Origin of the sequence: Microbacterium sp. CGR2 (genome assembly GCF_003626735.1) — a bacterium.
In the GTDB taxonomy this organism is placed as follows: Bacteria; Actinomycetota; Actinomycetes; order Actinomycetales; family Microbacteriaceae; genus Microbacterium.
Genome location: NZ_RBHX01000001.1, coordinates 1,713,230 through 1,728,997, shown reverse-complemented (window position 1 = coordinate 1,728,997; position 15,768 = coordinate 1,713,230). Strand labels below are relative to the sequence as shown.

Below are 15,768 nucleotides of genomic sequence, written 5' to 3'. Positions count from 1 at the left end.
AAGTTTTGGCGCAGACCACACCCACGCACAGACAAGGGAGCACCATTCATGACTGACCCCACGCTCACCCAGCCCGATCTCGCCGACGGCACGGAGATCACGCCCGAGACGCCGCCGGCACCGGTCGAACCGCCCAAGAGGTCGACGAGCATCCGACTCGACTTCGAGACCGAAGGCGAGAAGGACGTCACCTACGGGTCGAAGCTCGACCACCCGCACGGTGCCGACCCCGCCCAGTACGCCAAGACCATCGGCGAGTACGTCGAGCGGACGGTGCTCCTTCACCTCGGCGCCCTCCCCGTCCTCAGCAAGGTCGAGATCCCGACGGAGGCCCCCGCGTGAGCGGCTTCACTGGGGTGGGCTATGACCCCGCCGGCATCGTCCACAAGCGCGAGTTTCACTTCCCGCCGGACCTCGTGCAGAACGTACTCCGCGACATCCAGAAGCGCATCGGCGAAGCGAACGCCGCCAAGGGCTTCCACGAGGAGGGTCTGAAGATCCGCGACCAGCTCGACGCCGTCCGCTCCATCAACCGCGCGGGCGGTCTGTCCGAGGGCCCGGATGGCAAGCCTGATCCAGAGGAGAACTGGGAGGCGATCCTCCGCAACTACCAGACCGCCCGCCTCGCCCTCATCGTCACCGAGGCTGCCGAAGCGATCGAGGAGCTCCGCAACGGCCGCCGCTCCGACGAGACCTGGTACTCCGCGAAGGTCAACGGCGACACCTACGCCTGGGCAGCCGGCGAGAAGCCCGACGTCCTGGACGACGCGATCGGCAAGCCGGAGGGCGTCCCCTCCGAGATCGCCGACATCGTGATCCGCTCCTTCGACTTCGCCCACGAGGCGGGCTTCGACCTAGCCTCGATCATCTTCGAGAAGCTCGCGTACAACGCCACGCGTGCCCACAAGCACGGAAGGAAGTTCTGATGGCGACCCCCACCCCCAGGACGCGCCGCCAGCTCCGCGAGGCGCTGGAGCGCTCGGAGAGCGACCGCGAAGCCGCGGAATCGCGCGTCTCATCCCACGAAGTCCGCGTCGAGCAGCAGCGCGACCGCATCGAACAGCTCGAGTGGGATAAGCAGCGTGCGGAGACCACTCTTCGGAAGGCCGGCTTCACCTCCAGCCCCGGTCCCGCATCTGTTGGCACGCATGGCCCCCTGCTCACGACGTACTGGACCGCCCCGAAGGACGCTTCGAGCACGGACGCCGAGCGCTGGGCTGCAGAACTGCGCACCGCCGCAGATCTGGCCCGCCGCAACACGATCGCCGCCCTGCTCAACGCCCTCGAGATCAAGGGGTACGAGCGTCACGGCTACCCCAAGGTCACGAAGCGCGGCGACATCGAACAGGTCACGCTGGGTCACGACACCGACCGCTTCTGGGCCGACATCCAGACCGCGCTCGAGGTCCGCGCAGAGAAGAAGGCAGCCGACGAGCGAGAGGCCACCGAGAAGAAGGTCGCCGGGCTCGCCCCGGCGCAGCAGCTCTCGTTCTACTACCCGCGCATCGGCTTCGACCCGGCGGCCGGAGGCGCCGCCGTCTTCGCGAGCATCTTCGACGATGGTCGCATCCGCATCGACGACATCAAGGGGACGACCCCGGAGCCAGTCCCGAAGAAGCCCGCCAAGAAGAAGTCGGAGGGCAAGAAGTGACCGATGAGACCAGCCCGGATGCCGTCAACATCCAGATCAAGAACTTCCCGCCAGGCGGCTCCACCGGCGAGCTGCGCACGGTCGCTTTCGGCCCGACCGGCCCCATGCGGATCCTGATCGACATCGACATGAACGAGGCGGAGACCGAGGTGGAGGTCAGCGTCACACTGAGCAACGCCGCGCCGAACGACGGGATCGGGGCCTTCCTCGGCGACCTGATCGAACTCCTGTCCGCCGTCACCGAAGACCCCACCACCATCACCGCGCTCCTGAGCGCAGAAGCAGAGGAGAGCGCAGTATGACCATCGGAGCACGCAGGAAGCACGCCTACGAGAGCGACATCATCACGGGCGAGCGCTACATCGACAAGCAGACCGGCTTCGAAGGTGTCGCCACCTCGGTGTCGTTCTTCCAGCACGCCTGCGAGCGGGTCTGCCTCGAGACGTATGACACCGAGCGCAAGCAGGTCATCGAGGCCGTCTTCGACGCGCCGCGCCTCACGCACATGCAAACCGGCCACACGGCGCGAGTCGCCAAGACCGGCGGCCCGCAGATGCCGAACGCCCAGCGCGGCCCGGTGGCGCGATGAGTCCCACCGTTGCACAGCGGCTCGCGTCCAGGCAGACGCGCCGCCGGCCCTTCGACTGGTCGCTCGTCGGCCTGGGGGCAGTGATCGTGGCCCTCGCTCTCGCGGCTGGGCTCTGCGCTCTCGTGGCGCTCGTCTGGCTCGCCTCGAGCATCGTGGAACTGGCGAACGGTCACCCGGCGACGCTGTCCAACGTCCTCGGGCTCATCCTGCCGACACTCCTGATCCTGAGCGTCATCTTCGGCAGGGGATCGAAATGACCGACAAGCCGTTCTTCATCGAGGCCGAGCTGGGTCGGGACTCCGGCCACAGCGACCAGCTGCCGCGCTACATCGGCCCGTTCGCGTCCGTGGATGACGCCGAGGCGTACGTAGCCAGCCAGGGCCCTCTCTGGGGCAGCTGGATCACCATTCGAGCGACCGCTCCGGGCGAGACTGACTCGCGGGGGTACCGAGCATGACCGCTCCGTACGTCACTCGCCGCTCGATCAACGCGACCGAGGACGTGCTGGATGAGGAGACGGGCCTCTCCAGCGCAGAGCCTATGGTCACGTACCAGTGGACCGCGACCCTGGACGGCTACCTCTCCACCGGTGAGCGCGTGGAGATGACCCGTCACGGCGCCACATTTGCGACCGCCGTGGCAGCCCTCGAGGCCGCGATCGCGGAGAACGGCTGGACCATCCGGGAGAGGGGCACGCGATGAGAGACACTCGCACCACCTCCGTCTACCTCATCCTCGAGCCGCACTCGCATACGTGGAAGCCACCCCGCGTGGCCGCCATGAAGGTCAGGAAGCCGGCGCTCGAGTCCGGCCAGATCGCCGTCAAGGTGAACCTGAAGATCCCCATGGCGATCTTCGACCAGTTCATCCCCGTCCTGGAGGCCGAGATCTCGGAGCCGGACGCCATCCTTCCCGCCATCGAGATCGAACCGGAGGTATCGGCATGACCACCGCAACCGCACCGACCATGTTCATCCTGAACGCCACCAAGCGTGCCGTGAAGCAGGACGAGCACGGCAAGTGGGTGCCCGACGAGGAAGACTTCCTGCGTCGCTGGCCGAACAACACCAGGCCCGACATCGGCATCCAGCGTTCCGAGAATGCCGAGGCGCTCACCACCCAGGCGAGCCGCCTGAACGAGGCACAGCTGCGCGGCAAGTTTCTCGACTGGCTGTACTCGGTCGACATCGACGCCCCGATACACGCGACGTGCACCCCTGAGTGCCCGACGCACCCGGATTTCGTGAAGGAGGGCGACGAATGAAGACCCTCGCGTTCATCGCCGGCATCCTCACGGGGCTGGCTTTCAGCCGGATCCCCCACTACGTCGGCCCGATCTTCAACGACCTCCCGATCACGCCCGCAGGTCAGGAGATGAAGTCACGCTGGTGGAACGGTGGCGTCGCCACGGAAGGCGCGTGGCCACCGCCGCCCATCGTCGACCCGGAAGCCTTTGAGAGGACGAGCTAATGACCTACTTCCTGCCTGTAGACATCGAGACCACCGGGCTCATCGATGATGATCTGATCCTCGAGGTGGCGTGGGGTCTGCTCGGCCCCGATCTCGAGGAGATCGTGCCGATCCAGTCGGCCGTCATCGCGAACAAGAGAGATGACGTCATCGCGCTGCTCGAGCGGAGCCCTTTCGCATACGAGATGCACGAGCAGAACGGGCTGCTCCTCGACGCCATCCGACCCGGCGGGCCCCGCCGCTCGCTCCATTCGGTAGTCGCCGACATGCAGATCGCAGTCAACAACCGCGTTCCGCTCGGCGAGAAACCCTACCTCTTCGGGAGCAGCGTCGAGTTTGACCGCCGGATGCTCGCTCGCAAGACGTCACAGGTCGACGACATGGTCCACTACCGGAACTTCGACGTGCGGACGCTGCAGGAGACGGTGGCGTCGCTGCCGCTGGTCCCCGAGCAGGTCGCCCGTTTCGACGTACCGGACACGGACCAGGCGCACCGCGCGGCATCCGACATCGAGTGGTCGATCCAGTACGCGCGGAACTTCCGACTCGTGATGGCGGCCTCGCTGTGACCGGCGTGCTGATCCTCGCCAGCTTCACCGTGGGCCTGATGGCGCTCGGGCAGGCTGCACTCGGCGCGATCATGCGGCTGCCGTTCTCCGGCATCCATGCGGTGACCTACTGGACGCTTGTTGCCCTGTTCGTCCTCTTCGGTGTGCTGGCGTTCATCAGCCACCACAACGGCCCGACGCCGGGAGCGTTTGCATGACCGCGCTCGAACAGACACTGACGCTCGAGTCGCGCGATGGCCGCAACTCCCTAGCCATCGCGTTCAGCGCTCACACGAGCACCGTCCGCATCAGCCACACCTACACCGATGACTTCGACGGCGAGGACGATCGCTGGGTGACGCTCGGCGAGTTCGACGGCCGAGACATCGCCGCCGCGCTCACTCCCCCACTCCCTGCGGCGCAGCACGCCGCGATCCAAGCCACACGGCGCCCCCTCTGGCGCAGAAAGCGAGACCACAAATGACCATCAAGCTCGAGGCCACCGGCCAAGACGATTTCCTCCCCGAGGACAGGCGCGTGCTCTTTGCCGAGCCCCGCCCCGGCAACAGGGACATCGTCGAGGTGCAGCTGCAGTACATCGACCCCGAGGACGGCGAGGAGCGCGTGCTCGGGATGTTCCGCCTCGCGGATCTCGTGAAGGTTCTGCGGGAAGTGAGCGCGAAGGTGCTGGAGCTTGAGGCACGCTTCGGCTCTACCGCGCAGACCCTGGAGCTGCCCACGCGACCGTCTGGCCTGGAGCTGTGACTGTGGCGAACAAGCTCAAGATCTACAAGACCACGATCTGCGCCACCTGCAACACGGTGATGAAGCGCCTCGACGCCGCCGCCCTTCCGTACACCGTGGTGAACGTCGAGGAGGACGAGGCGGCTGCGCAGCGCTTGAAGGACGCCGGCATGGAGCGGGCGCCAGTCTTCGGCTGGAAGGGCAAGCTCCGCACGATCGCCGAATTCCCCACCATCCAACGCGAACTCGCGGCCGAGCAGGCCGCGCTCAACAACGAGGAGAACTGATGGCATCCGCCAAGAACACCAAGCCGCAAGCCGACGAAGCGCTGCTCGCGGTGCTTACCGAGCCCGCGGTGCCCGTCGGCGAGGCTGCGCCCCCCGTCTCGATCGAGCCCGGCGCGGTCGAGATCGCCGATGCGATCATCGAGGAGGCCACGCCCGGCGAGCGGATTAAGGCGCTAATCGAGGCGCTCGGCCATGACATCGACAAGGTCGCGTCGGTCGAGATCCGCCGGCCGGGCATCGCGCGCATCCTCGGCACCGACCGGGGCCTGCGCTCGCACCGCTTCGAATGGCCGAAGATCTGGGAGCGCACCGAATGAGCGCGATCGCCATCTCGCATGGACACCGGGTCGGCGACACCGTGTTCGTCGGCCCGGCCGCGGATCTCACGCAGAAGACGACCTGGAAGATCCTGAGCTTCCAGCAGGCCGCGGACGACGTCGCGTACGCCACCGTCACCTCCGGGCTCACCGGGATGATCCGCACGTTCCCTGTCGAGAAGCTGACGGCATTCATGCCCGTCGAGCGAGTGATGGAGCCGGCATGACCACCGTCGCCCTCAACCCCGGCAGCCACGTCGGTCTCGTCAAGCCGGACGAGCGCTGGCGGTTCCCACTCGGGAAGCTCATCGACCGCGACCCGAACGTCGAATGGCGCGCGTACCGCCTCGACGACGGCCGGACGATCGTGCTCGAGGCCGTCGAGGCCGCAACCATCACCGGCGCCCCCGACGACAGCACCTCAACTTCGATAAGGAGAAACTCATGAACGACTTCAAGCCCGGAGACACCGTCTTCGCCGGCCCCACTCGCGCCACCTTCGTGAAGTACCTCGGCGCCCCGAATGGCCTGGCCGCGAGCCAGGCCATCATCCAGGTTGGGCTCGACACCCGCATCGTGGATCCGGTCGCGCTCAGGAAGGCGAGCTGATGGCTGCCGCAGACAAGAACCAGTTCATCGGACGCGATGACATTCTCGACGCCGCCGGCGTCGAGATGAAGCGGCTCGGATTCGTTGGACTGACGTTCGATCCGCTCGACGTTCGCGAGCAGCTCGATAGGCAGTCCTGGGGTGTACGGATCATTGAGAGCGACTATGTCTACGCGCCGGACGGCGACTGGCGACACTGGGTCCAGGGCCCCGTGGCCGAGGCCAGCGCTCACGTCACCGCAAAGTACGGACTGCTTACGCCATCGCATCAGCGCAAGGACGTCATCAACGAGCTGATCGGATGGCCGCGTGAGGTGTCGGTCGAGGTTGTCGATATCGAGGTTTTCGAGTCCCCCTACGCCGACCTCCCCTACGGCTGCCTCGTGGCACGCCTCGGCGGTGACGAGCTGGCAGAGATGAACGCGGCGCTCAGCATCCTGCCGCACGTCGATTCGTTCGCCGAGTACAAGCCGCACCTGACGCTCGCCTACCTGCGCCCAGAGGTCGCGAGCTACGCGGGAATTCCCGAGGCCCGGTCGTGGCTGTTGGGCAAGAAGCTCCGCGTCACTGGCATCGACTACGGACGGGAGTTCTGATGCGCATTCTCGTCGACATGGACGCGGTCATCGCCCACTGGGGTGACGAGTTCGACCGCTGCCTCGATCTGGCCGGCGACGCCGCAGCAAACATCCCGCGAACCGCCTTCCAGGCGCAGTGGGATCTCACTTTCGGCCGCACTGATGCCGAGAAGGTGCTCATCGAACAGATCATGACCAAGCCGGGCTTCTATAGCCGGCTGGAGCCGATCCCCGGCGCCCGAGAGGCGCTGAAGGCTGCCGTCAAGGCCGGCCACGACGTGCGGATCGTCTCGAGCCCGTACATCTCGAACCCGACGTGCGCGAGCGACAAGCTCGCGTGGATCATGCGCCACTACGGCTCGCACTGGGCCTCCCGCCTCGTGCTGACCAACGACAAGACGATCGTGCACGGCGACTTCCTCATCGACGACAAGCCCAAGATCAGTGGCTCGATGGAGCCGACCTGGAAGCACATCGTCTTCGGCGACTATGCCTACAACAGGCACGTCACCGATCGCGCACGGCTCCACGACTGGGCGGAGATGCCCCTCCTCATCGACGGGCTGGGGGTGCCCGCATGAACCTCTCGCAACCCCTCATTGGTCTCGGCGGTCGCCTCCGCTCCGGCAAGGACGCATTCGCCGATCGCCTGGTCGACAAGCACGGATACGTCAAGCTCGGGATGTCGGACGCACTCCACGAGGCCATGCTCGCGATCGACCCGATCGTCGAGGCTTACGGGAACGTTTACGACACCGAGGTGGAATTCGCTAGATACTCCGAGCTGATCGCGGAGGTCGGGTACGTAGAGGCGAAGAAGATTCCCGAGGTGCGGCGCTTGCTGCAGCAGCTCGGGACGGAGGTCGGCCGCAACATGATCGGCGAGAACGTCTGGGTGCAGATCATGGCCCGGAAGATCGACGATCACCGCGCCGCCGGCCACCCTGTCGTGGTGACCGGCATCCGCTTCCCCAACGAAGTCAGGATGATCGCGCAGCTCGGTGGTCAGGCCCTCTGGATCGAGCGTCCAGGTGTCCATGCCCCCACAGCTGGAACCGCGGCGCACGCCAGCGAGAACTCAGTGTCGGCGGACGACTTCCACTCGACCCTCCTGAATGACGGCACGCTGGCCGAGCTGGAGGCGAAGGCGGACGTCATCGCCGGTCACCGGTCAGGGGAGCGCAAAGTCCCCTTCGACGTCGCGTTCGAGGATGACGGAGATCCCGAGGAGCTTCGACACTCCATGTAGGAACAGTGCGCGATCGAACGCGTAGCAGTGGCCCCCGGCTTCGACGAACACGAAGTCGGGGGCGCTCTGCATCTCCACGGACCTTCCTCCATCGAACTCTTTGAATTTGACTGTCTCGGTCTTCACTGGCCAACCCCTCCGTCGGTCCTCATTAGAACATTTCTTCGAATGCTCAGAAGCATAGGCGGAGCCCTCCGACATTGAAGTCAGCTCTCCCCCGCGCGTTGTTGCGCCGCCCCCAAATTAGAGCGTAAAGTACATATTCACGTCACTATTGAAGGGGACCTCTCGTGGCCAAAACCGTTACTGAACCGACACGCGACCGCGTTGTCGCTGGGATCGCGACCGAAGAGCAGACGTACGCGACCCGCTATAAGCAGGGTGGGCGCACGGTCTTCGGGCTTTCGCTGTCCCCCGCACAGATCGTCAACATGGTTCCGCGCCCGGATCCGAGCGTCCCGAACCCTGGCAACCGCGCCATCCGGGAGAACCACGCGAAGGCCTTCGCCGACTACTACCTCTCGCGCGAGAGCTGGGTCATTCCCGGCATCATCCTGCGGGCACCCTCCATCTTCAAGTTCGATTCCGAGATGGAGCCCTCGGACGGCTTCGCGCAGTGGGGCGTCATGTCCTACCCGAAGCGCTCCGCCTCAAAGATTCAGATCCTTGACGGCCAACACCGTATCCTCGGCTTCCATATCGCACTACAGCTGATCGCCCAGCAAATCGAGAAGGCGCAGGACTTCCGAGCACGGGCCATGCGCGCCGAGCACGGAGACAAGACCTCGTCGGCCGTCCGCGAAGCCGAGGCCGCCCTGCGCGCCGCCCGATCACTCGAGGATCGCTTCAGCTCAGAGCGCGTCTCCGTCGAACTACAGGTGACCGACGACACCCGTGAGTACCGTCAGATGTTCTTCGACATCGCAGACAATGCGCTCGGCATCACCGCCTCCGTGCGCTCACGCTTCGACAGCTTCAAGGTCGTCAACCGTGCGCTGCCCACCGTGCTCGAGCACCCCCTTCTCGACAAGCGCGTTGACCTCGAAAACGATCGCCTGAAGCGCAACAGCAGTGACTACGCCACCGCACGCCACGTCGCCGACATCATCCGCGCCGTGCAGGTGGGGCTTGAAGGCCGAATCGGCAAGGTGCAGGAGCGAATCCTCGGTGATCAGAAGGTCGCCGAGGATGCGCGCTCGTTCCTCGACCTCGTGTCCGAGACGTTCCCGCAGCTTGAGGCGATGAAGATCGGCCAAGTCTCGGTCGAGACACTGCGGTCGACCACTCTCCTGGGCTCCCCCGCCATGCTGCGCGTTCTCGCCGGCGTCTACCACGACCTGATGAGCGAGAAGCACCAGTGGACCCGCGAGCAGGTGAAGGACTTCTTCAAGGTGATCGAGCCTCACCTCTTGGGTGGCGCGCACCTCAACTCCATCTGGATCAACAACATGCCCAACGAGGCATTCAGCGTGAACGCCTTCTCGCCGAACGGGCGCGGCCAGGACATCCGCGGGATCGTCAAGACGCTGGTCGACGCCGCGATCCTTGGCAAGAAGGGCGCACCGTGGCTGTGGGCCGAACCGAAGGATGCGCCCCCCGCGCCGCCGACCGCCGAGCAAGAGTCGCTCGATGCGGATCTCCTCGCCGATCCTGCGTTGGAGCAACTGCTGGCGGCGAACGCCGAGTTCGAGGCCTCAATGCCGAAGGCTGGCAAGACGAAATAGTCCGAGACAAACAGAAGGCCCCACCCCTCCGCCGGGTTAACAATCCGGCATCATGGGGGTGGGGCCTTCAGTTCACCGGCGGGGACACACCATCACACGAGTAGAGCATAACACGATGTTCACGCTTTACGCACGTAATTCGCCCTAGACTTGGGGGATGTCCACTGATGTCGTGCTGAGCAAGATCGACCAGACGATCCTCCGGTACTGCGATTCCGAATCCGCCGAGGAGATCTCCCGCCGGCTCGGCGGCGTCATCACTCCCGAACGAGTCGCAGCCCAGAAGACGGTGCTTCTCACCTCGAAGCGGTGGGTTGATGCTGCCGAACAGGACGAGCTGGTCCTCTACCGGCTGCGCAACATCCTCGCCCAACTCGAAGAGAAGTACCTCGACCTGGACAACGCACTCGTGCAGCTGCGCTTCCTCAAGGAGATCGGCGCTCGCCTCGACAAGCGCCGCGAGGCCACGAAGATTGACCTCGAGACGTACGACTTGAACGTCGCGCGCGTCCTCGGGCAGGTCGTCGACCAAAGCCTCTCCTACATGAAGGGCGCGCTGCGCTCGGAAGTCGACCCAGACCTGTGGGACCAGCTCGTCATCGAGGCGATGCGGCACGCGCAGACCGTGATCGAACAGAAAGCGGTGGAGGATTGAGCCAGGTCATCGCTGACGCGGTCTGCTCACACGTCTCGTGCGGGCGCTTCTGCAAGGGGAGCGGCTTTTGCCACTCCCACCTGCGACATCTCCGGCTGTACGGCGAGACCCGTGACATTCGCGCGCGGCGCCCGTCTGGCGCAACTTGCTCGTTCGAGGGCTGTGACCGTGCGCACTACAGCACAGACCTCTGCGCGACGCACTACTACCAGACCAAGCGGGGTCTCTCACCGCAAGCAATCGAGGTGACCGTCCCGTGCGCAATGCCGCGCTGTCAGCGCGGCGCACGGGGCCGCACCGTCTGCGCTAAGCATCACCGCCGCGCCATGCGGTACGGGATCTCCGATGAGCGCCTGGTCGAGCTGCTGGCGGATGTAACCTGCGACATCTGCGGGAGTGACGAGCCGGGAGGCTTGGACTTCGCCATCGACCACGACCACGCCTGCTGCCCTGTCTCACCAGCCTGCGGACAGTGCGTTCGAGGCGTGCTCTGCACCTCGTGCAACATGGGCCTCGGCGCCTTCGGGGACGACATCGACACTCTGCGCGCAGCGATCACCTATCTGGAGAACGCATCGTGACCTCTGCGATCAGCGCGCGTTCCTTTGACCTGGCGATGGAGGAACTCGTCCAGAAGTCGAAGAAGCGCATCTACCAGCACGACTATCTCGCATGGGCGTCCGACGTTCTCGGACGCCGCTATTACGAGAAGATGGCCGGGATCATGGTCGAGTGTGCGACGCCGACCAACGGCAAGATCCGCAACGCGATCAAGAGCGCCAACGGTTGCGGGAAGTCTTTCGCCGTCTCGGACCTCGGCGTTTGGTGGGTCACTGCCTTCCCGCCCGAGGAGTCCCTCGCGCTGTTCTCAGCGAACGGCCGCGACCAGATCAAGTCCGTCATCTTCAAGTACCTGAAAGACGCCTACGGCTACATGGCAACCCAGGCGAAAGAGAGCGGTGGGCAGCGCCCGATCGGCTGGATCAGCGAACAACTCGAATGGAACTACCAGAAGCCTGACGGTTCAGGTAAGGAGGCGATCGCGATCGGCAAGCGCCCCGCCGACACCGACATCGTCTCCGCGTTCCAGGGAACGCGAAAGTACCGCACGCTGGTCGGGCTCGATGAGATGGGCGGCCTCCCGGAGGATCTGTTCACCGCGGCCGAGGCCGTGATGACAGGACTCGACTCTCGAATCCTTGGTATCGGGAACCCCGACCACCGCGCGACCCCGTTCTACAACCTCTTCAACACCGACGCCGGCGCCGACTGGAACCTGCACACGATCACCGCCTACGAGCTGCCGACGATGACCGGGGAGATCGTCTACCCCGACGACCCAGCGAAGCAAGCGGGAATGCTCTCCGGCCTCACGAGCAAGCTCTGGATCGCGCACAAGGAGCGGGCGTGGAAGGTCGGCGGCGACCTGATCCCTGACGAGGAGCACCCGGACGACGACCAGTACATGCGGCGCGAGGGTGGCACACCCAACGGCCGCTTCCTCGCCAAGGTGATGGGCGAGTTCCCCGGCGACGCCGACAACACGTTCTTCGCCGAGGACCACATCACGAAGGCCCGCGAGACGGAGATCGAGTACGAGCCCGAGACGCCAGTTATCCTCGGCTGCGACATCGCGACCACCGGTGATGACGAGTCCGTCGTCTACGTCAACCGCGGCGGCCACCTCCGCCTCTTCGCCGACACGATCCTGTACCAGGATGGCGCCGAGACCCGTGAGACCACCGGCGTCTGGTCGAAGGAGGACACGCTGACGAACGCGCGGCGGATCCACGCGATCGCCAAGCACCTCGGCGCCACCGAAGTCCGCATCGACGGCAACGCCGTCGGCTCCGGCGTAGCCACTGACCTCATGCGGTCTCCGGAGTTCGCCGATCGGAAGTACGAAGTCATCCGCGTCATCGGCTCCAGATCCTCGAGTGACATCTCTCGCTGGCGCATCTGGCGCGACGAGATCCACGACCACTTCGCCGACCTCATGCGCGACGGCCTCCTCGACATCGATTCTGCGGACAACCTCCTCCGGGACGAACTGATGCTCATCACCTACAAGCTGGTGAGCGGGGCGATCAAGATCGACCCCAAGGACAAAATGAAGACCATGATGGGCGGCTCCCCAGACCGGGCGGACGCCGCCATGTACGCCTCGCTGCGGGTGCTGATCCCCGAAGAAGAGGCTGACTCCAAGGCGGTGCCGGCTCGTGAATTCGGCCGAGAACTCACCCAGCAGCGACGCGCGCGGCGCGTTCAGCCCGTATAGGACCAGAATTAAGCGCCTAATCCGCGCCTAACGTTGAGCTATGCCCCGCGAAAACCGCATCATCGAAGATATGCTCAATGTCCTCACGGCCGCCCAGACGACGGAGACGGCCGGAGCGGCGGGAGCGCAGGCGATCATCAAGGAGGGCCTGGACAACGTCCGCGCCCAGCTCGCGCTGGATGACAAGGGGTGGGACATCTTCCGCGGCGGCAACGCCCGACCGACCGAAGGGCTCGAACTCTCCGACCTGCAGCGATGGGCGGAGCGCATCCTCGAGTCCTCCATGGTCGGTTGGATGAAGAAGGGCTTCAGTCTCCGCTCGACCTACGTCTGGCAGGGCAAGATCCAGTACGACGACATCCCCACTGAGGGCCGCGGCAAGGGAACGAACGTCCAGGAGCTGATCGACAACCCGATCAATCAGCGCGCATTCTTCGCTCCCCAGGCGCGAACGCGCCGCGAGAAGCGCCTCTACTCCGAAGGTCTCGCGCTGTGGGTGGGCGAGGACTCCACGAAGATTCTCCACAGCGTCCCCCTTTCGCAGATCACTGACACGATGAGCGACCCTGACGACGAGTCCATCATCTGGGCCTACCGCCGCGCATGGAGCCAGCGGCAGTCCGACGGCAAGTATGCGGACCAGGTCCGCTGGTACTTCGTCGACACCTACAAGAGCGAGCAACTGCCCACGGTCAAGACTGACGGCAAGGACGAGGAAGTCGCCGAGGGTTGGACCGCGTTCGACATGCACGCCAACACGGTCGAAGGATGGAAGTTCGGCTTCCCCGATGCTCTCGGCGCGTGGATCTGGAACAACTACGCCAAGCAGATGTACATGGACGGCCTCGACGTCTCGGAAGCCATGGCCACCATCCTGTACGCGGCGACCGGCACGAGCGCCGCCGGCGCGAAGAACCAGCAGAACGCCTACGCCACACCCAACGGCGCCGGCTCGATGGCGAGCATCGGCGGCGGGAACGCGCTCTCAGCGATGAGCACCGCCGGCAAGGGTTACGACTTCAGCAGCATCCGCGAAGTGATCGCGGTCATCGCCTCCAACCTCGACGTCTCCAACATCGCACTCACCTCCAACCCTGGCGACGCCGGCTCGAGCTACGGCAGCGCCGCCACGCTGGATGAGCCCACCCGCCTCGCCGTCGAATCCCGGCGCGAGGAGCACGTCGAGCTGGACATGCGCGTGCTGCGCTGGATGGCAGGCAAAGGCGACGCCGCCAAGAAGATCAAGGTCTACTTCCGCACGCTCGCCGACGCCGCGGAGCTATACCGCAAGGTGCAGGCCGTCGTTCTGAAGTGGCAGCAGGGCCTGATGACCCCCGAGGACGCGGCCGAACAGATCGACGACATCTTCGGCGTCCCCGGCGGCTACGAGATCCCCGACGGCGTCCTCATCCCGAACAACAAGAACTCCCTGAACCGCCGTGACATCGACGCGGATTCTTCAGGCAGCGGGGGCGGCGCGCCTTCCGGTGGCGCGCAGGCGGCCTCGCCGACTCAGGGTCGCAGTCAGGGCGCTGGCGGCGATGACGGCCGACCGACGGACACTCGCAACGACATCCAGAATTAAGGGCCAAATTCGCGTCTAGCGTTGATCTCATGGGAAAGCGTCTGTTCATTCAGGAGGCCGCGAAGCTCGCGCCGAAGAAGAGCGACGGCACCTACCCGATCGTGATCATCACGGAGGGTGAAGGATCGTCAGGCAGCTATGGTCCCCACCTTTTCGAAGAGGGGGCCAGCGAGCACGTCTTTGAGAACGTCGCCTCCTTCCTCAATCATCCCATCGACCCGCAGAAGCCACACCTTCGCCCGGTCGAATCCATCGCCGGTCGCATTGTGAATGTGTCCGTGGGCGAGGACAAAGGCAAGCGGGCACTGCTCGCTGCTTACAAGCCGCGCAAGGAGTACGTCGAGTTCCTCGAGGAGTTCGGCGACATCGTCGGCCTGTCTATCTTCTGCGGCGCCGAGGGCGAAACTCTGCAGGATGGCCGGCTCAACGTCCGAGAGTTCGACGCCGAGGATCCGTATCGCTCTGTCGATGTCGTGGTCGCCGCAGGCCGCGGTGGGCGCATCAAGCGCGCGGAGGAATCCCTCCGCGCCATCGAATCTTCCCTTGGGCTCCCCGAGGGTGAAACACCTGCTGCCGAAGCCTCGGCGGAGGAGAGAGAAGGAGAACACATGCTGGATGAGAAGGACATCACGGCTATCGCAACCGCAACCGCGGCAGCGATGACCGAGTCCCTCAAGCCGGTGTTCGACTTCGTGACCGAGTCCGCCAAGCCGGCCGACGAGTCCAAGACTGAGGCCACCGCCGAGGCTCTGGATTCCGCTCGCGCCGAGGGTGCAAAGGACGCCGCCGCCAGCCTCAAGGCTATCGACGACGCCAAGCTGCCCGAGAAGATCGCCGAGGCCCTCAAGGCCGAGGTACTCGAGGGCAAGGACGTCACGGAGAAGATCGCCGCCGCGAAAGAGGTCGCTGACGCAGTGGCCGAGTCCCAGGAGCCCGGCGCCAAGCCCGGCGCCCACGTCATCGAGTCGGCACGCAAGCCCGCCGGCACCAAGCAGGGCTTCGCCCTGAAGGGAGGCCGTCGCTGATGGCTATCGCAACCGCATCGGTGTTTTCGCACACTGACGCCCTCGTCAAGATCTGGAACTTCGCTGCGCCGACTCCGAAGGGGACGCTCGCGGTCCAGAACGGCGTCGTCGGCGTCTCGCTCACCAACACCACGGGCATCACCGCCCGCAAGGTGACGGAGATCGGGCCGTACGAGATCTCCGAGCCCACCGAAGCCGGCGTCGGCAACGACAAGGCCACATCGATCGGACAGTACGCCGCAGGCGTTGCCATCGACGGAACCTTCACGTTCCGCGACATCGTCTCCACGGGCACGACCCCCGTCCCGACTTCCACCCCGCAGGGCACCCCGGTGTTCCTCACGGCTGGCGGCGCGCTGACGCTCGTCTCGACGAGCAACACCCGCGTGGGCGTCGTGAACTACTCCGCCACCTACCAGAAGGCAGCCGGAAAGCTGCCCATCGCGATCGGACTCTGAG

General features: G+C 65.2%; 30 protein-coding genes. All 30 read left to right on the top strand.

The window, feature by feature from the left end:
* Window positions 1-48: 48 nt before the first annotated feature.
* Complete coding sequence (locus D7252_RS08720) at window positions 49-342, top strand: hypothetical protein (protein WP_120775031.1); 294 nt, start codon at window positions 49-51, stop codon at window positions 340-342.
* Complete coding sequence (locus tag D7252_RS08715) at window positions 339-926, top strand: hypothetical protein (protein ID WP_120775030.1); 588 nt, start codon at window positions 339-341, stop codon at window positions 924-926. Before D7252_RS08720 ends, D7252_RS08715 begins: the two co-directional genes overlap by 4 nt.
* Window positions 926-1,651, top strand: a complete 726-nt coding sequence (locus D7252_RS08710; protein WP_120775029.1) for a hypothetical protein — start codon at window positions 926-928, stop codon at window positions 1,649-1,651. Before D7252_RS08715 ends, D7252_RS08710 begins: the two co-directional genes overlap by 1 nt.
* A complete protein-coding gene (locus tag D7252_RS08705) occupies window positions 1,648-1,953 on the top strand; it encodes a hypothetical protein (RefSeq protein WP_120775028.1) in 306 nt (101 codons plus the stop codon). Before D7252_RS08710 ends, D7252_RS08705 begins: the two co-directional genes overlap by 4 nt.
* Entirely contained in the window at window positions 1,950-2,240 is a 291-nt protein-coding gene (locus D7252_RS08700) for a hypothetical protein (RefSeq protein ID WP_120775027.1), read from the top strand. The genes D7252_RS08705 and D7252_RS08700 overlap by 4 nt, the downstream gene beginning before the upstream one ends.
* Window positions 2,237-2,497 carry a hypothetical protein gene (locus tag D7252_RS08695; RefSeq protein WP_120775026.1) on the top strand — a complete coding sequence of 87 codons (261 nt, stop codon included), beginning with the start codon at window positions 2,237-2,239 and terminating at the stop codon, window positions 2,495-2,497. The genes D7252_RS08700 and D7252_RS08695 overlap by 4 nt, the downstream gene beginning before the upstream one ends.
* Window positions 2,494-2,697: a hypothetical protein gene (locus tag D7252_RS08690; protein ID WP_120775025.1), complete on the top strand. Its 204-nt coding sequence runs from the start codon at window positions 2,494-2,496 to the stop codon at window positions 2,695-2,697. Before D7252_RS08695 ends, D7252_RS08690 begins: the two co-directional genes overlap by 4 nt.
* Window positions 2,694-2,942, top strand: a complete 249-nt coding sequence (locus tag D7252_RS08685) for a hypothetical protein (RefSeq protein ID WP_120775024.1) — start codon at window positions 2,694-2,696, stop codon at window positions 2,940-2,942. Before D7252_RS08690 ends, D7252_RS08685 begins: the two co-directional genes overlap by 4 nt.
* On the top strand, window positions 2,939-3,187 hold the full coding sequence (locus D7252_RS08680) for a hypothetical protein (protein WP_120775023.1): 249 nt from the start codon (window positions 2,939-2,941) through the stop codon (window positions 3,185-3,187). The genes D7252_RS08685 and D7252_RS08680 overlap by 4 nt, the downstream gene beginning before the upstream one ends.
* Complete coding sequence (locus tag D7252_RS08675; RefSeq protein ID WP_120775022.1) at window positions 3,184-3,504, top strand: hypothetical protein; 321 nt, start codon at window positions 3,184-3,186, stop codon at window positions 3,502-3,504. Before D7252_RS08680 ends, D7252_RS08675 begins: the two co-directional genes overlap by 4 nt.
* The gene (locus tag D7252_RS08670) at window positions 3,501-3,710 is read left to right on the top strand and encodes a hypothetical protein (protein WP_120775021.1); all 210 of its coding nucleotides are present in this window, start codon (window positions 3,501-3,503) and stop codon (window positions 3,708-3,710) included. Before D7252_RS08675 ends, D7252_RS08670 begins: the two co-directional genes overlap by 4 nt.
* Complete coding sequence (locus tag D7252_RS08665) at window positions 3,710-4,279, top strand: exonuclease domain-containing protein (protein WP_120775020.1); 570 nt, start codon at window positions 3,710-3,712, stop codon at window positions 4,277-4,279. The genes D7252_RS08670 and D7252_RS08665 overlap by 1 nt, the downstream gene beginning before the upstream one ends.
* Window positions 4,276-4,476: a hypothetical protein gene (locus D7252_RS08660; protein ID WP_120775019.1), complete on the top strand. Its 201-nt coding sequence runs from the start codon at window positions 4,276-4,278 to the stop codon at window positions 4,474-4,476. The genes D7252_RS08665 and D7252_RS08660 overlap by 4 nt, the downstream gene beginning before the upstream one ends.
* Entirely contained in the window at window positions 4,473-4,742 is a 270-nt protein-coding gene (locus tag D7252_RS08655) for a hypothetical protein (protein WP_120775018.1), read from the top strand. Before D7252_RS08660 ends, D7252_RS08655 begins: the two co-directional genes overlap by 4 nt.
* Window positions 4,739-5,023: a hypothetical protein gene (locus D7252_RS08650; protein ID WP_120775017.1), complete on the top strand. Its 285-nt coding sequence runs from the start codon at window positions 4,739-4,741 to the stop codon at window positions 5,021-5,023. The genes D7252_RS08655 and D7252_RS08650 overlap by 4 nt, the downstream gene beginning before the upstream one ends.
* On the top strand, window positions 5,020-5,289 hold the full coding sequence (locus tag D7252_RS08645; protein ID WP_183055234.1) for a glutaredoxin domain-containing protein: 270 nt from the start codon (window positions 5,020-5,022) through the stop codon (window positions 5,287-5,289). Before D7252_RS08650 ends, D7252_RS08645 begins: the two co-directional genes overlap by 4 nt.
* Window positions 5,289-5,606: a hypothetical protein gene (locus D7252_RS08640; RefSeq protein ID WP_120775015.1), complete on the top strand. Its 318-nt coding sequence runs from the start codon at window positions 5,289-5,291 to the stop codon at window positions 5,604-5,606. Before D7252_RS08645 ends, D7252_RS08640 begins: the two co-directional genes overlap by 1 nt.
* Window positions 5,603-5,833: a hypothetical protein gene (locus D7252_RS08635; protein ID WP_120775014.1), complete on the top strand. Its 231-nt coding sequence runs from the start codon at window positions 5,603-5,605 to the stop codon at window positions 5,831-5,833. Before D7252_RS08640 ends, D7252_RS08635 begins: the two co-directional genes overlap by 4 nt.
* Window positions 5,830-6,054: a hypothetical protein gene (locus D7252_RS08630; RefSeq protein WP_120775013.1), complete on the top strand. Its 225-nt coding sequence runs from the start codon at window positions 5,830-5,832 to the stop codon at window positions 6,052-6,054. The genes D7252_RS08635 and D7252_RS08630 overlap by 4 nt, the downstream gene beginning before the upstream one ends.
* On the top strand, window positions 6,051-6,215 hold the full coding sequence (locus D7252_RS19995) for a hypothetical protein (protein WP_183055233.1): 165 nt from the start codon (window positions 6,051-6,053) through the stop codon (window positions 6,213-6,215). Before D7252_RS08630 ends, D7252_RS19995 begins: the two co-directional genes overlap by 4 nt.
* Window positions 6,215-6,811: a hypothetical protein gene (locus D7252_RS08625; protein WP_120775012.1), complete on the top strand. Its 597-nt coding sequence runs from the start codon at window positions 6,215-6,217 to the stop codon at window positions 6,809-6,811. The genes D7252_RS19995 and D7252_RS08625 overlap by 1 nt, the downstream gene beginning before the upstream one ends.
* Complete coding sequence (locus tag D7252_RS08620) at window positions 6,811-7,374, top strand: 5' nucleotidase, NT5C type (RefSeq protein ID WP_120775011.1); 564 nt, start codon at window positions 6,811-6,813, stop codon at window positions 7,372-7,374. Before D7252_RS08625 ends, D7252_RS08620 begins: the two co-directional genes overlap by 1 nt.
* Window positions 7,371-8,042 carry a hypothetical protein gene (locus tag D7252_RS08615; RefSeq protein ID WP_120775010.1) on the top strand — a complete coding sequence of 224 codons (672 nt, stop codon included), beginning with the start codon at window positions 7,371-7,373 and terminating at the stop codon, window positions 8,040-8,042. Before D7252_RS08620 ends, D7252_RS08615 begins: the two co-directional genes overlap by 4 nt.
* 290 nt (window positions 8,043-8,332) lie before the next feature.
* Window positions 8,333-9,766 (top strand): DNA sulfur modification protein DndB, encoded by a 1,434-nt coding sequence (locus D7252_RS08610; protein ID WP_120775009.1) that lies wholly within the window; start codon window positions 8,333-8,335, stop codon window positions 9,764-9,766.
* Between the two features lie 157 nt (window positions 9,767-9,923).
* Window positions 9,924-10,421 carry a hypothetical protein gene (locus D7252_RS08605; protein ID WP_120775008.1) on the top strand — a complete coding sequence of 166 codons (498 nt, stop codon included), beginning with the start codon at window positions 9,924-9,926 and terminating at the stop codon, window positions 10,419-10,421.
* A 326-nt stretch (window positions 10,422-10,747) separates the two neighbouring features.
* The gene (locus D7252_RS08600; RefSeq protein ID WP_215110927.1) at window positions 10,748-11,002 is read left to right on the top strand and encodes an endonuclease domain-containing protein; all 255 of its coding nucleotides are present in this window, start codon (window positions 10,748-10,750) and stop codon (window positions 11,000-11,002) included.
* Window positions 10,999-12,699, top strand: a complete 1,701-nt coding sequence (locus D7252_RS08595; protein WP_120775007.1) for a hypothetical protein — start codon at window positions 10,999-11,001, stop codon at window positions 12,697-12,699. The genes D7252_RS08600 and D7252_RS08595 overlap by 4 nt, the downstream gene beginning before the upstream one ends.
* Window positions 12,700-12,739: 40 nt before the next feature.
* Complete coding sequence (locus tag D7252_RS08590; RefSeq protein ID WP_120775006.1) at window positions 12,740-14,284, top strand: hypothetical protein; 1,545 nt, start codon at window positions 12,740-12,742, stop codon at window positions 14,282-14,284.
* A 29-nt stretch (window positions 14,285-14,313) separates the two neighbouring features.
* Entirely contained in the window at window positions 14,314-15,309 is a 996-nt protein-coding gene (locus D7252_RS08585) for a hypothetical protein (protein WP_120775005.1), read from the top strand.
* Window positions 15,309-15,767 (top strand): hypothetical protein, encoded by a 459-nt coding sequence (locus D7252_RS08580; RefSeq protein ID WP_120775004.1) that lies wholly within the window; start codon window positions 15,309-15,311, stop codon window positions 15,765-15,767. Before D7252_RS08585 ends, D7252_RS08580 begins: the two co-directional genes overlap by 1 nt.
* The last annotated feature ends 1 nt before the right edge of the window (window position 15,768 follow it).